The 12,831-nt window shown below is 71.3% G+C and carries 10 protein-coding genes and 1 pseudogene; 5 read left to right on the top strand and 6 right to left on the bottom strand.

Annotated elements, in window-relative coordinates; all coding sequences use genetic code 11:
* Nucleotides 1-50: 50 nt before the first annotated feature.
* Nucleotides 51-1,037, top strand: a complete 987-nt coding sequence (locus ACFDTC_RS09270) for a 2-hydroxyacid dehydrogenase (RefSeq protein ID WP_375258593.1) — start codon at nt 51-53, stop codon at nt 1,035-1,037.
* A 134-nt stretch (nt 1,038-1,171) separates the two neighbouring features.
* Here ACFDTC_RS09270 and ACFDTC_RS09265 read toward each other — a convergent pair whose 3' ends face one another.
* Nucleotides 1,172-1,858 (bottom strand): hypothetical protein, encoded by a 687-nt coding sequence (locus ACFDTC_RS09265; protein ID WP_375258592.1) that lies wholly within the window; start codon nt 1,856-1,858, stop codon nt 1,172-1,174.
* A 175-nt stretch (nt 1,859-2,033) separates the two neighbouring features.
* A complete protein-coding gene (locus ACFDTC_RS09260) occupies nt 2,034-3,602 on the bottom strand; it encodes a 2-isopropylmalate synthase (RefSeq protein WP_375258591.1) in 1,569 nt (522 codons plus the stop codon).
* 284 nt (nt 3,603-3,886) lie between these two features.
* Here ACFDTC_RS09260 and ACFDTC_RS09255 point away from each other — a divergent pair, with 284 nt between their 5' ends.
* Nucleotides 3,887-6,559 (top strand): calcium-binding protein, encoded by a 2,673-nt coding sequence (locus ACFDTC_RS09255; RefSeq protein ID WP_375258590.1) that lies wholly within the window; start codon nt 3,887-3,889, stop codon nt 6,557-6,559.
* Here ACFDTC_RS09255 and epsE read toward each other — a convergent pair.
* Entirely contained in the window at nt 6,517-7,755 is a 1,239-nt protein-coding gene (gene epsE / locus ACFDTC_RS09250; protein WP_375258589.1) for an exopolysaccharide biosynthesis GT4 family glycosyltransferase EpsE, read from the bottom strand. The two genes, ACFDTC_RS09255 and epsE, sit on opposite strands and share 43 nt — an antisense overlap.
* Nucleotides 7,756-7,919: 164 nt before the next feature.
* Here epsE and ACFDTC_RS09245 point away from each other — a divergent pair, with 164 nt between their 5' ends.
* The 3 genes from ACFDTC_RS09245 to ACFDTC_RS09235 all read left to right on the top strand — a co-directional run bounded on the left by ACFDTC_RS09245 (nt 7,920) and on the right by ACFDTC_RS09235 (nt 11,008).
* Complete coding sequence (locus ACFDTC_RS09245; protein ID WP_375258588.1) at nt 7,920-8,765, top strand: glycosyltransferase; 846 nt, start codon at nt 7,920-7,922, stop codon at nt 8,763-8,765.
* Between the two features lie 8 nt (nt 8,766-8,773).
* Nucleotides 8,774-10,126 (top strand): oligosaccharide flippase family protein, encoded by a 1,353-nt coding sequence (locus tag ACFDTC_RS09240; protein ID WP_375258587.1) that lies wholly within the window; start codon nt 8,774-8,776, stop codon nt 10,124-10,126.
* Between the two features lie 90 nt (nt 10,127-10,216).
* Entirely contained in the window at nt 10,217-11,008 is a 792-nt protein-coding gene (locus tag ACFDTC_RS09235; RefSeq protein ID WP_375258586.1) for an inositol monophosphatase family protein, read from the top strand.
* Here ACFDTC_RS09235 and ACFDTC_RS09230 read toward each other — a convergent pair.
* The 3 genes and pseudogenes from ACFDTC_RS09230 to ACFDTC_RS09220 all read right to left on the bottom strand — a co-directional run.
* Complete coding sequence (locus ACFDTC_RS09230; RefSeq protein WP_375258585.1) at nt 11,005-11,400, bottom strand: GFA family protein; 396 nt, start codon at nt 11,398-11,400, stop codon at nt 11,005-11,007. The genes ACFDTC_RS09235 and ACFDTC_RS09230 overlap by 4 nt on opposite strands.
* Nucleotides 11,397-12,179: a rhomboid family intramembrane serine protease gene (locus tag ACFDTC_RS09225; protein WP_375258584.1), complete on the bottom strand. Its 783-nt coding sequence runs from the start codon at nt 12,177-12,179 to the stop codon at nt 11,397-11,399. The genes ACFDTC_RS09230 and ACFDTC_RS09225 overlap by 4 nt, the downstream gene beginning before the upstream one ends.
* A gap of 55 nt (nt 12,180-12,234) precedes the next feature.
* Nucleotides 12,235-12,831: pseudogene (locus tag ACFDTC_RS09220) on the bottom strand (bifunctional proline dehydrogenase/L-glutamate gamma-semialdehyde dehydrogenase); the annotation flags it as partial.

Raw genomic sequence — 12,831 nt, 5'->3', positions numbered from 1 at the left:
GGCACAGTGTAGCGCCACGACCCCTGAATGGGAAAGGCCGGGAGGACCAAATGCCGTCAAAACGTCTGAGTGTTGTCGTCACGCGACGCCTGCCGGCGGTGGTGGAAACCCGCCTGTCCGAGCTGTTCGACGTGCGCCTGCGCGACGACGACGCGCCGATGAGCCGTGGCGAGCTGGTCGACGCGGTGGCCGAGGCGGACGTGCTGGTGCCCACGGTGACCGACACGATCGACGCGGGCCTGATCGGCCAGGCCGGCGAGCGGCTGAAGCTGATCGCGAATTTCGGCGCGGGGTTCGATCACATCGACGTCTCGACCGCGCGGTCGCGGGGCATCCTGGTGTCGAACACGCCCGGCGTGGTGACCGACGACACCGCCGACATGGTGATGGCGCTGCTGCTGGGCGTGACCCGGCGCATCCCCGAGGGGCTGGCCGTGATGCAGCGCGGCGAGTGGGACGGCTGGGCGCCGACGGCGTTCCTGGGCGGCCGGCTGGGCGGCAAGCGGCTGGGCATCCTCGGCATGGGCCGCATCGGGCAGGCGGTCGCGCGGCGTGCCGCGGCCTTCGGGATGCAGATCCACTACCACAACCGCCGCCGCCTGCGCCCCGAGACGGAAGAGGCGCTGCAGGCCACCTACTGGGAAAGCCTCGACCAGATGGTCGCGCGGATGGACATGGTCAGCGTGAACTGCCCCTCGACTCCGTCGACCTACCACCTGCTGAACGCGCGGCGGCTGAAGTTGATGAAGCCCTCGGCGGTGATCGTGAACACCTCGCGGGGCGAGGTGATCGACGAGAATGCGCTGACCCGCATGCTGAAGGCGGGCGAGCTGGCGGGCGCGGGGCTGGACGTATACCGCCACGGGATCAAGGGCAACCCCGAGCTGCGGGACATGCCCAACGTGGTGATGCTGCCGCACATGGGCTCGGCCACCGAGGAGGGGCGGGTCGAGATGGGCGAGAAGGTGATCATCAACATCAAGACCTTCGCCGACGGCCACCGGCCCCCGGATCAGATCGTGCCGTCGATGCTGTGAGCGGTGTCCCACGATGGGACACGAAGGCGCCTCAATGAAATCAATGGGTTCTGGAGGCGGATTCACGATCCGTTAGGATCTGGCGTGGTTCGGCGCGGCCGAAGCACGTGCACGGCGCCCATTCCCCGCCCGGATCAGGACGGGCGGCGCAGGCGGTCGAGGTGGCCGGCGCGCACGGCCTCGGGGTGGATGACGCCCAGCTGCGCGGGCACGGTCGCCAGACCGAGAATGCGCGCGATCGCGAAGCGGTGCCGGCCGCCGCCCGAGCGCAGGGGCTCGCCGTCGCGGGCCACGTGGATGAAGATGCCGCCGTGTTCGCGGCGGAAGCGCGCGGGCAGGTCGCGGCGTGGACGCAGCCGTCCGGTCCGCTGCGCCTCTTCGTAGACACGGTCGAGCGCCTCATAGCGCGCGACGACCTCCTCGCGCGAGCGGGCGCCCTCGGAGATGCCCTTCTTCGCGATGTGCGCGAGGTGGTAGTCGTAGACGCCGGTTTCCTCCCAGCTGAGGCCCCGGACGAAGTGATCGTACACGACCCGCGTGGCCCGCAGGTCTGGAATCGGCGCGCGGGACAGGTCCCAGTCGCCGCCCGCGACCAGGCCGCTGTGCCTGCGTTGGAAGCTGGGCGCATCGGACGTGCCGCGGGCCTTGTAGACGTAGCGCACCTCGAGCGGCGGCACGAAGATGCATTCGTCGCTGAGCGGCGCGTCGGGACCGAAGCGCAGCCTGTTCCACCGGTCCCGTAAAGCCTTGTGCGGCACCCGCGCCGCGAGCGTGCGCGGCAGGTTGATCGGGTTCAGGGTCGGGTGGTCGGACAGGTGCACGGAAAGGCTTTCGGCAATAGTCGGATTGAATTGTAACAGATTTGAGAAAGCAGATCGCCACCGGGGCGTCAACCGGGGGAAGACGCCGCTGCGGTGCGGATTCGCGCAGGCAATAGGGCGGCGTCGGCCGGGCGGCGGCCGGAAAAAAGCCCCCGCCGCGGCGGGGGCTATGGGGTCAGCTGACGTCCTTGTAGCTGATTTCCTTGGTGTCCTTGCCGGTCTTGTCGCGGCGCACCAGCAGGCGGTTGAGCGCGTTGATGTAGGCGCGGGCCGAGGCGACGACCGTGTCGGTGTCGGCGGACTGGCCGGTGGCGATCATGCCCGATTCCTCGAGCCGCACGGACACGGTGGCCTGGGCATCGGTGCCCTCGGTCACGGCGTGAACCTGGTAGAGCTGCAGCTTGGCCTCGTTGGGGTGCAGCGCGCGCACGGCCTTGAAGGTGGCGTCGACCGGACCGTCGCCCTGGCAGGTGGCGCTGGCCTCGCGGCCGTCGATCTCCATCTCGAGCGTGGCCTCGGCCGGGCCGCCGGTGCCGCAGGTGACCGAGAGGTTGACCAGCTGCAGCCGGTCCGAGCCTTCGGTCGTGGCGGTCACGAGGGCGAGGATGTCCTCGTCGTAGACCTCCTTCTTGCGGTCGGCGAGCTCCTTGAACCGGACGAAGATGTCCTTGAGCTGGTTGTCGCCCACGTCGACGCCGAGTTCCTTGAGCTTGGCGCGCAGCGCGGCGCGGCCGGAATGCTTGCCCATCACCAGGCTGGTGGCCGACAGGCCGACGTCCTCGGGGCGCATGATCTCGAACGTCTCGGCGTTCTTGAGCATGCCGTCCTGGTGGATGCCGGATTCGTGCGCGAAGGCGTTCTTGCCGACGATCGCCTTGTTGAACTGCACCGGGAAGCCCGACACGGTCGCGACGCGGCGCGAGATGTGCATGATCTTGCGGGTGTCGATGCGCGTCTCGTAGGGCATGATGTCGTTGCGAGTGCGCAGCGCCATCACGACCTCTTCCAGCGCGGTGTTGCCGGCACGCTCGCCGAGGCCGTTGATCGTGCACTCGATCTGTCGCGCGCCGCCCTCGACCGCGGCGAGGGCGTTCGCGGTCGCCATGCCGAGGTCGTTGTGGCAGTGCGTGGCGAAGATCACCTCGTCCGCGCCGGGCACCTCGGCGATGAGGCGGCGGATCAGGTCGGCGGATTCGCGCGGCGCGGTGTATCCGACGGTGTCGGGGATGTTGATCGTGGTGGCGCCGGCCTTGATGGCGATCTCGACGACGCGGCGCAGGTAGTCCCATTCGGTGCGCGTCGCGTCCATCGGCGACCATTGCACGTTGTCGCAGAGGTTGCGGGCGTGGGTCACGGTCTGCTCGATCCGCTCGGCCATCTCGTCCTGGGTCAGGTTCGGGATGGCGCGGTGCAGCGGCGAGGTGCCGATGAAGGTGTGGATGCGGGGGCGTTCGGCGTGCTTCACGGCCTCCCAGCAGCGGTCGATGTCGGGCAGCTGCGCGCGGGCGAGGCCGCAGATCACCGCCTGCTTGCTGCGCTGGGCGATCTCGGACACGGCGCGGAAGTCGCCCTCGGACGCGATGGGAAAGCCCGCCTCGATGATGTCGACGCCCATGTCGTCGAGCAGCTCGGCGATCTCGAGCTTCTCGGCATGGGTCATGGTGGCGCCGGGGGATTGTTCGCCGTCGCGCAGGGTCGTGTCGAAGATGACGACGCGGTCCTTCGGCGTGGTCTGGTCGGTCATGGTATGTCTCTTTCTGTCTTCATCCGGTGGCATCGGCGCGAGGCAGCCTCCTCTGAGCGGTCGCGCCGAATGCGGGCCGCGCTCAGAGGCGGATTAGGAGAAGACGGACGGCGCCCGCACGCAGCCCTTCGGGGCGCGTCGCAGCGGGGATTTGGCCGAACTTCGTCATAGGCGCGACGATACGCGCGACATTCGGAGAATCAAGGGGAAATCGACCCGGCCGCGGCTTGCACGGGGCGCGGCATGGGCCATAGTGCCGGGGGCGACGGGCACGGGGCAGGGACATGATCGCGCGGATCGCAAGGGGGCTGGCGCTGGCGGGCGCGCTGCTGGCGGGGCAGGCGGCCCAGGCCGAGCGCGACGCGGCGCGGACATATTTCTTCGGCAACTCGCTGGTCTACCACCTGGCCGAGGAGGCGCCGCACCGGACCTCGGTGCCCTACTGGGTGGGGCAGCTGGCGCGGGCGGCGGGCAAGGACTTCGCCGCCGACGGCCAGTGGGGGTTCCTGCGCAACTTCGCCAACGATCTGCCGCCCCGGCCCAACTGGGCCTTTCCGGGCGTCGAGGATGCCTGGCCGCGCCACGACACGGGGCTGGGGGCGCAGGAGATCGACTCGGTCGTGGTGACGCCGGCGAACTTCATCCAGTTCCAGAAGCCCGACGCGCCGTACCAGGGCGACGACGTCTCGCCGCTGGGGGCGGTGCTGACGGTGCTGGACCACGTCGCGGCCGACGCGCCCGGGGCGCGGCTGTTCCTGTACGAGGGCTGGGCCGACATGGGGCCGGTGACCGGAGGCTATCCGCCGCAACAGCCCGGCTACGGACGCTACATCGACCTGAACTCGACGGCGCACCCGGCCTGGTACGACGATCTCGAGGCGGCGATCGCCCGCGCGCGGCCGGGGATGGACGTCGCGCGCATCCCCACGGCGCAGGTGCTGGCGCGGCTGCTGGGTCCGGGCGGCCTGCTCGAGGGGATCGACCCGCAGGCGCTGTTCGCCGACGCCGCGCCGCACGGGACGCCGGGCCTGTACCTGCTGGCCGGGATGGTGACCTACGCGGCGCTGTTCGACGCGGCGCCGCCGGCCGGGTTCGCCGTGCCCGAAGACATCCCCGCGCCGATCCGCGAGAATTACGCCGCCATCGCCGCGCTGGTGGGCGAGATGCGGCCGGCGGGTGCAGCCCCGGCCCAGGCCGAGGCCGCGCCGTTGCCGCCGCGCGAGGCGGTCGCGCTGCCGCCGTCCGGGTTGCGCCCGGACAAGGCGCCGGCGCTGGGCATGGGGGTCGCGGGGCTCGACGACTGGGCGACGCAGCATCCGTTCCTGGACCTGATGAAAAGCGCGCGTCCCTGGGTCGGCCATACCGAAGCGCGCTGGGGCGCCGTGTCGACCGACGTGCTGCGCGCGGGCGGGTATCTCGACGTGGACGGCTGGCCGCTCAGCATCCCCGAGGGTGCGACCCGGCTGGAATCGGTGTTCCTGACAGACATGCCCGAGGACGCCGAGTACCTGCGCGGCGACTACGTGATGCTCTACGACGGGCAGGCCGCGTTCGAGCTGACGGGCCGCGCGTCGCGCGTGCGCTACGAGCCGGGGCGCGTGACGTTCTCGTACGAGCCGGGGGCCGGCGTCGTGGGCATCGCCATCGACGCGTTGCCCGAGGCCGACCCGATCCGCAACATCCGCGTGGTGAAGGCCGAGATGCTGCCGCGCTACGAGGCGGGCGAGATCTTCAACCCCGACTGGATCGCGCGGATCGCGGACATGCGCGTGCTGCGCTTCATGGACTGGATGCGGACCAACGGCTCGACCATCGCGCGCTGGGAGGACCGGCCGCGCCTGTCGGACGCCACGTGGACCGCCTGGGGCGTGCCGGTCCAGGTGATGCTGCGCCTGGCCAACCACGTGGGCGCCGATCCGTGGTTCACCCTGCCGCACATGGCCGACGACGACTATGTCCGCCGTTTCGCCGAGGCGGTGCGCGACGGGCTGGACCCGGACCTGAAGGCGCACGTGGAGTATTCCAACGAGGTCTGGAACTGGATCTTCCCGCAGGCGCAGTGGGCCAGGGCGCAGGCCGAGGCGCTGTGGGGTGCCTCGGGCGACGGCTGGATGCAGTATTACGGTCTGCGCGCCGCGCAGGTGGCCGACATCTGGGCCGAGGTCTTCGGCGAGGAAGCCGCCGACCGTCTGGTGCGCGTGGTCGCGGTGCAGACCGGCTGGCCCGGGCTGGAAGAGTCTGTGCTGACCGCGCCGCTGGCGATGCTGCGGCTGGGCCGGATGCCGGAAGAGAGCTTCGACGCCTACGCGGTGACGGGGTATTTTGGCTACGAGATGGGCGGCGACGAGATGGCGCCGGTGCTGCGCGACTGGCTGGACCGCTCCGAAGCGGCGGCGCGCGCGGCCGGCGCAGCACAGGGGTTGGAGCGGGTCGCCTTGCGCGAATACGTGCGCGACCACCGCTTCGACGCGGCGATCGCACCGATGACGCAGGCGCTGCGCGACGGCAGCCTGCGCGAGCTGGTGGACGAGATCCTGCCCTACCACGCCGCCGTGTCCGAGAATGCTGGCCTGCGGCTGATCATGTACGAGGGCGGCACGCATCTGGCCGCGCGCGATGCGCAGCTGGACGACGCGCGGCTGACCGAGTTCTTCGAGTTCTACAGCTACACCCCCGAGATGGCCGCGCTGTACGAAACGCTGCTGCAGGGCTGGGTCGCGGCCGGGGGCACGCTTTTCACCGCCTTCGTCGACGTGGCGCCGCCGTCGCGCTGGGGCAGCTGGGGCGCGCTGCGCCACCTGGGCGACGCCAATCCGCGCTGGGACATGCTGATGGCCTACAACGCCACCGCGCCGGTGGACTGGTCCGACCGGGACGCGTGGGTCTTCGCGGGCGAGGTGGATCAGGCAGTGGATCAGACGGTGGCGCCGCTCTCCGCGCCGGCGTCCGAGCCTTGAGCGCCCAGGGCGCGGCGGATCTCGTGCTCGAGCGTCTCGGCGCCGAAGCGGGCCTGGAAATCGGCGACGATGCGGGCGCGGCCGGCGCTGGCGTAGCGGGCGATGCGGTCGGGGTCGGTCACGAGGTCGCGGATCGCGCGGGCCAGCGGACCGGGGGCGCGCGGCTCGACCAGCAGGCCGGTGCGGCCGTCGTCGATCAGCTCGCGCGTGCCGCCGGCATCGGTGCCGATCACCGGCACTTCCATCGCCATCGCCTCCATGTAGGCGACGCCCAGCGGTTCGTGCCAGCTGGCCAGCACGAAGAGATGCGCCTGCTGGAGATGCGCGCGCACGGCCTCGGCGTCGATCGCGCCCAGCAGGCGGACATGGTCCTGCAGCCGCAGGCGGATGATCAGCGTCTCGAGCTCGGCCCGGAAGCCGGTGCCGCCGTCGTCGTCCTCTCCGGCGATGTCGAGCCGCACGTCGACGCCCTGGTCGAGCAGCTGGCGCATCGCCTGCAGCAGGTCCTGGTGGCCCTTCACCAGGTTCAGCCGCCCGCAGGAGAACAGCCGCACCGGGCGGCCCCGCTCGGGCGGCGCGTAGGGTTCGTTCCGGCGCATGGCGTCGGTGTCGACGCCCATCGGGCGCACGGCGATGCGCGGCGGCAGGTGACCGGCGAGGGTCTGCTCGACCTCGGCCAAAAGGCGGCGGGTAATGACGGTGGCGAAGGCGGCGCGCGACCATTTCAGCGGCTGGCCGGGGCCGTAATCGTCCAGCGGGCCGTGCAGGGTCAGCGAGTAGGGCGCGCCCCCCATGCGCCGCGCGAAGGCCGCGATCAGCGCCGCGCGGCCGCAGGAATGCACGTGCACGTGGTCGAGATCCAGCGCCCGGGTCCGGGCCAGCAGCGTCTGCGCGGCGCCCAGCGTCAGGGCGGCGTCGCGGGCGAAGCGGGGGCCGTGACGCAGCAACCACAGCGGCAGGCCGCGCGGGCCCAGCCGGGCGAGGCCCGCCATCGCGGGGCCGACCGCCATCTGGCCCAGATAGGTGGTGCGCGCCATCGCCGCGCCGGTCCAGTCGTGCGCGCGCAAGGCCTCGGCCGGTGGCCGGGTCGAGAAGACGTGCACCTCGTGGCCCATGGCTTCGAGCGCCGCGATCTCGCGCCAGAAGAAGATATGGGTCTGCCCGGGGAACTGGGGCACGAGATATCCGATCCTCAAGGGATGCGACACAAGCTGACCTATCGGGTGAGGGTTGGTGATGCTGCCGGGGCATCCTCGCCGGATTTCCCTTTTTTGGCCATACTCGCAGGGCAGGAAGGGGCGCGCGCCGGCGCAGATTCTCGTCGCCTGTGGCGCATCGGAAACGGGGGGCGACAGGCCCGATGACAACGAGGCCGCCGCATCTTTCGGTGATCGTACCCGCCAGCAATGAGGCGCGCCATATCGGCGCGTGCCTCGACGCGCTGGCGGCGGCGCGATGGGACGCCGCGCGGCCGGCCGAGGTCGTCGTGGTCGCCAACGGGTCGCGCGACGAGACGGCCGCGATCGCGCGCGGCAAAACGGACGCGCTGGCGCGGGTCGGCGTGCCGCTGCGGGTGATCGAGCGGGCGGAGGCGTCGAAGATCGGCGCGCTGAACGGGGGCGACGCGGCGGCGCGGGGCGCGGCGCGGCTGTACCTCGATGCGGACGTGGTGGTGTCGCGCGATCTGCCGGTGCAGATCATGGACGCGCTGCAGGGCGAGGCGCCGCGCTTTGCCAGCGGCACGGTGCGGATCACGGGCGACGGGACGGCGGCGCGGGCCTATGCGCGGCTGTGGCGGCGCCTGCCGTTCATGCGCGCCGGGGTGCCGGGATGCGGGCTTTATGCCGTGAACGCGGCGGGGCGCGCCCGGTGGGAGGCGTTTCCGGACATCATCGCCGACGACCTTTTCGCGCGGCTGAGCTTTCGCCCCGGCGAGCGCGTGGCGGTGCCCGCGACGTATGACTGGCCGGTGGCCGAGGGCTGGCGGGCGCTGGTGCGGGTGCGGCGGCGGCAGAACGCCGGCGTGGCCGAGATCGCGCGCCGCTTTCCGGACCTGATGCGCAACGAGGACAAGGCGCCGCTGTCGCGGGCGGCGGCGCTGGGCCTTGCGCTGCGCGACCCGGTGGGCTTCGGCACCTACGCCTCGGTCGCGCTGGCGGTTCGGCTGACGCGCGGGCGCCGCGACGGGTGGAGCCGCGGCCGATGATGGCGGTGATGCAGCAGATCCGCGGCGGCGGGCTCGGCGCGCGGGCCGCCCGCTCGACGCTGCTGACGGTGGCGGGCTACGGCGGCAACCAGGCGATCCGGCTGGCGTCGAACCTGATCCTGACGCGGCTGCTGTTTCCCGACGCGTTCGGGCTGATGGCGCTGGTGCTGGTCTTCCTGATGGGGCTGGCGCTGTTTTCCGACATGGGCATCACGCCGTCGATCCTGCACTCGGAACGCGGCGACGATCCGGATTTCCTCGACACCGCGTGGACCATGCAGGTGGCGCGGGGCTTCGTGCTGTGGGGCGTCGCGTGCCTTGGCGCGTGGCCCATGGCGTGGTTCTACGACGAGCCGATGCTGGCGCAGCTTCTGCCGGTGGCGGGTGCGGCGCTGGCTATCACCGGGTTCAAGCCGACGCGCATCGACACCGCGAACCGGCACCTGCTGCTGGGGCGGCTTACGGCGATCGACCTCGGGGTGCAGGTGATCGGCATCGGGACCGGCGTGATCCTGGCGTGGCTGACGGGTTCGGTCTGGGCGCTGGTTATCAGCAATCTCGTCGCCGCCTGCGTCGAGGTCGGCGCGAACGCCGCCCTTCTGCCCGGGCACCGCAACCGTCCGCGGCTTGAGCGGCAGGCGGTGTCCGAGATGGTGCATTTCGGCAAGTGGGTGTTCCTGGCGACGGTCTGCGGCTTCGCCTTCAGCCAAGGCGACCGCATCCTGATCGGCAAGTGGCTGACGCTCGAGACGCTGGGGATCTACAACATCGGCTTCTACCTCGCGTCGTTCCCGATGCTGCTGGGCGGGATGGTCGCGCAGCGCGTGCTCATCCCGATCTACCGCGAAAGCCCCCCGTGGGAGAGCCGCGAGGCCTTCGACCGGCTGCGGCGGATGCGCGTCGTGGTGACGGCCGCGCTGCTGGCGATGGTCGCCTGCGTGGGGGCGGCCGGCGTGTGGCTGGTCGAGGTCATGTACGATCCGCGCTACGCGATGGCCGGCCCGATCGTGGTGCTGCTGGCCTGCGCGCAGATCCCGCTGCTGATCGTGCAGACCTACGACCGCGCGGCGCTGGCGCGGGGCGACAGCCGCAGCTTCGCGGTGGTGTCGTTCCTGCGCGCGGCGCTGCTGGTCGGCGGGCTCGTCGCGGGGCTGGAACTGGCGGGACTGGCCGGCGCGGTGATCGGGCAGGGCGTGGCGCATGTGCTGGCCTACCCGGTGCAGGTGTGGCTGGCGCGGCGGTCGGGGGCGTGGGATCCGCTGCACGACGCGGTCTTCGCGGTGCTGGGCCTGGGCGCGGCCGCCGTCGCGCTGGCGCTGAACGCCGAGGCGATCGGGGCGCTGGTCACCGCCGGGCGCTAGGGCGTTTGCGCGAAGCGGCGGGCCGGGCTTGGCATTCGGGGCGGGGCCGCGTATAGCCGCGGACTGAATTTCCGGACAATGGGCAGGGCCATGAAGGGCAGCGCGAATCTCAACGTGATGATCAAGACCGCGCGCAAGGCGGGCCGGTCGCTGGTCAAGGACTTCCGCGAGGTCGAGAACCTTCAGGTCTCGATGAAGGGCGCGGGCGATTTCGTCAGCCGCGCCGACATCGCGGCCGAGAAGATCGTCCGCGACGAGCTGATGGCGGCGCGGCCGACCTACGGCTTCCTCGGCGAGGAGGGCGGCGCCACCGAGGGCGAGGACCCGACCCGGCGCTGGATCGTCGATCCGCTGGACGGCACCACGAACTTCCTGCACGGCCTGCCGCACTGGGCGGTGTCGATCGCGCTGGAGCACAAGGGCCAGATCGTCGCGGGCGTGGTCTACGACCCCGCCAAGGACGAGATGTTCTACGCCGAGAAGGGTGCCGGCGCCTGGCTGAACGATTCCCGCCGCCTGCGCGTGTCGGGCCGCCATTCGATGATCGAGGCGGTGTTCGCGACCGGCATCCCCTTCGCCGCGAAGGCCACGCTGCCGGCGATGCTGAAGGACCTCGCCAACGTCATGCCCGCCTGCGCGGGCGTGCGGCGCTTTGGCTCGGCCGCGCTCGACCTGGCCTACGTGGCCGCGGGCCGCTACGACGGCTACTGGGAGCGCGAGCTGAACATCTGGGACGTGGCCGCGGGCCTGCTGATCGTGCGCGAGGCCGGCGGCTTCGTCGAGGGCATCCGCGAGGACCAGGACCCGCTGGAAAGCGGCTCGATCCTGTGCGCGAACGGCCAGCTGTTCGACCCGCTGTCCAAGCTGCTGCGCAACCGCTAGGCGGCGCCGTCGCGGTCCGACGGGTGATTGACCCCGTCGAGCCAGGGCAACGGCTCGGTCTCCTTCGGCTCGACCCCCTCGATCGTGTAGAGGTTCACGCCGTACTGGTTCGGGTCGGACCGGCGGCGGTGATACATGTAGACGCCGCAGATGCTGCAGAAATGGTGTTTCGCGGTGTGCGTGCCGAAGCTGTAGAGCGTCAGCTTGTCGGCGCCGCGCACCACGTGGATCCCGTCGAGCGGGGCCGAGACGGCGGGCGCGCCCCGCCTGCGGCAGAAGGAACAGTCGCAGCGCCGAGCGGTGTTCAGCCCGTCGGTCAGCCGCACGTTCAGCTCCACCGCGCCGCAATGGCAGGTGGCGCGACGGGTTTCAGTCTTGTCGGTGTCGGTCATCGTCGTCCTCGTCCCCAGGGGCCGTCGTGCCCGCGCGACTGGCGGGGCACGCGCGGGATGTGCGTGCGGGTCAGGCTGTATCGTGCCTCGGGATGCGGCGGATGGCCATGGGTCACGCTCCAGTAGGCCGGGCCGCCGCGCTTGAGCCAGACCGGGACGGTCAGCACCACGCCGGCGATGAACCCGCCCGCATGCGCCCAGTAGGCGACGCCGCCCTGGTCCGCCGGCGACGAGAAGCCGCCGAAGATCTGCATGCCGAACCACAGCGCCAGCAGGATCCAGGCGGGCAGGGGGATGACGCGGAAGATGATCACCAGGATGATCAGGATGTCGACGCGCGCCTTGGGATAGAGCAGCAGGTAGCCGCCCATCACGCCCGCGATCGCGCCCGAGGCGCCGACCATCGGGATCGTCGAGGACGGGTCGGCCACGAACTGCCCCAGCCCCGCCGCAAGCCCCGAGGCGAGGTAGAACAGCGCGAAGCCGACATGGCCCATCTCGTCCTCGATGTTGTCGCCGAAGATGAACAGGAACAGCATGTTGCCGGCCAGGTGCATCAGCCCGCCGTGCACGAACATCGAGGTGACGAAGCCGCCGAGGCCCATGCCCTCGCTCACCAGCGCGGGGACAAGCGCGTAATCGGCGTAGAAGCTCATCAGCGCGCGGGGATCGGCCTCGAGGTTCCAGGTGCCCAGGAACACCGCCACGTTGATCGCGATCAGTGCGTAGGTGACGAACGGCGTCCGCCCCGAGGGGTTGTGATCGCGGATCGGAAACATGCACGGACAGTGGCACGCGCGACGGTGGCGTCAAGGCGCGCGTGCCGCGGATTGTCTATTCCCCGCCCGCCAACAGGGCCGCGTTGCCGCCCGCGGCGGTGGTGTCGATGCAGACGTGACGTTCGGCCCGGGCATGGCCGCGATCGGGCGCGCCGGTGATCAGCGGCACGATCGGCCCGTCGCGCCGCGCCAGTGCCTGGCGCATTGCGCGCGCGGTCTCGGCGTCGCCCCACCACAGCACGGCCGAGACGCCGCGAAGCTGCTCCAGCGTCTCGGGCTCGGGCAGGCCATCGGCCTCGACCGCGATGCCGTCGAGGTCGCGGACGAGGCGCGCCTGCTCGGCCGCCGCCTTTGCGCCGGGGCCCGCGCACAGCACCGGGTCGCGGGGCAGGGTGACGTACTGGTTCGCCTCGCCGGTCGGCCCGGGCAGGTCCTGTCGGATGACCGGGCCGGGGCGCGCGGCGTCCTTCAGGCGCTTGGTGAGCTTTGCGGCGTCGGCGGCGCGGGGCCATGCCTCGGCGCCGTCCGGGTTTGCGTCGTGGCGGCGGAACCGGTCGACGTAGAGCGGCCCGCCCGCCTTGGGACCGGTGCCCGACAACCCCTCGCCGCCGAAGGGCTGGGAGCCGACGATGGCGCCGATCTGGTTGCGGTT

Origin of the sequence: Citreimonas sp. (assembly GCF_042096055.1) — a bacterium.
Lineage (GTDB): Bacteria > Pseudomonadota > Alphaproteobacteria > Rhodobacterales > Rhodobacteraceae > Citreimonas.
This window is presented reverse-complemented; position numbering and strand designations above follow the sequence as displayed.

Bases quoted from the DNA above. Each gene is read 5' to 3' on its own strand.
- ACFDTC_RS09270 (WP_375258593.1), top strand. From the start codon at position 51: ATGCCGTCAAAACGTCTGAGTGTTGTCGTCACGCGACGCCTGCCGGCG.
- ACFDTC_RS09260 (WP_375258591.1), bottom strand. From the start codon at position 3,602: ATGACCGACCAGACCACGCCGAAGGACCGCGTCGTCATCTTCGACACG.
- ACFDTC_RS09255 (WP_375258590.1), top strand. From the start codon at position 3,887: ATGATCGCGCGGATCGCAAGGGGGCTGGCGCTGGCGGGCGCGCTGCTG.
- ACFDTC_RS09245 (WP_375258588.1), top strand. From the start codon at position 7,920: ATGACAACGAGGCCGCCGCATCTTTCGGTGATCGTACCCGCCAGCAAT.
- ACFDTC_RS09240 (WP_375258587.1), top strand. From the start codon at position 8,774: ATGCAGCAGATCCGCGGCGGCGGGCTCGGCGCGCGGGCCGCCCGCTCG.
- ACFDTC_RS09235 (WP_375258586.1), top strand. From the start codon at position 10,217: ATGAAGGGCAGCGCGAATCTCAACGTGATGATCAAGACCGCGCGCAAG.
- ACFDTC_RS09230 (WP_375258585.1), bottom strand. From the start codon at position 11,400: ATGACCGACACCGACAAGACTGAAACCCGTCGCGCCACCTGCCATTGC.
- ACFDTC_RS09225 (WP_375258584.1), bottom strand. From the start codon at position 12,179: ATGTTTCCGATCCGCGATCACAACCCCTCGGGGCGGACGCCGTTCGTC.